General features: G+C 52.3%; 1 pseudogene. It reads left to right on the forward strand.

Annotated elements, in window-relative coordinates:
* A pseudogene (locus AC23P2_RS31495) lies at nucleotides 1-216 on the forward strand (IS66-like element ISArch14 family transposase); the annotation flags it as partial.

Genomic DNA, 216 nt, shown 5'->3' on the forward strand with positions numbered 1-216 from the left:
CATTCATACTCATAGTGCCACCCACTGTGGCAGTTGTGGTCTTGCCTTACAAGGTGAAGGACAAGTGGTTGCCCGCCGTCAGGTGTTTGATTTACCACCTACTCGTTTGTGGGTAAGCCAGCACGAATTGGTAGCCCATCGTTGCTCATGCGGCCACAAGCAAGTAGGCCAGTTTCCTGCGGATGTGGTCGCTCCCGTTCAATATGGTAATCGCAT

The organism is Runella sp. R0.1_18 (genome assembly GCF_057652155.1).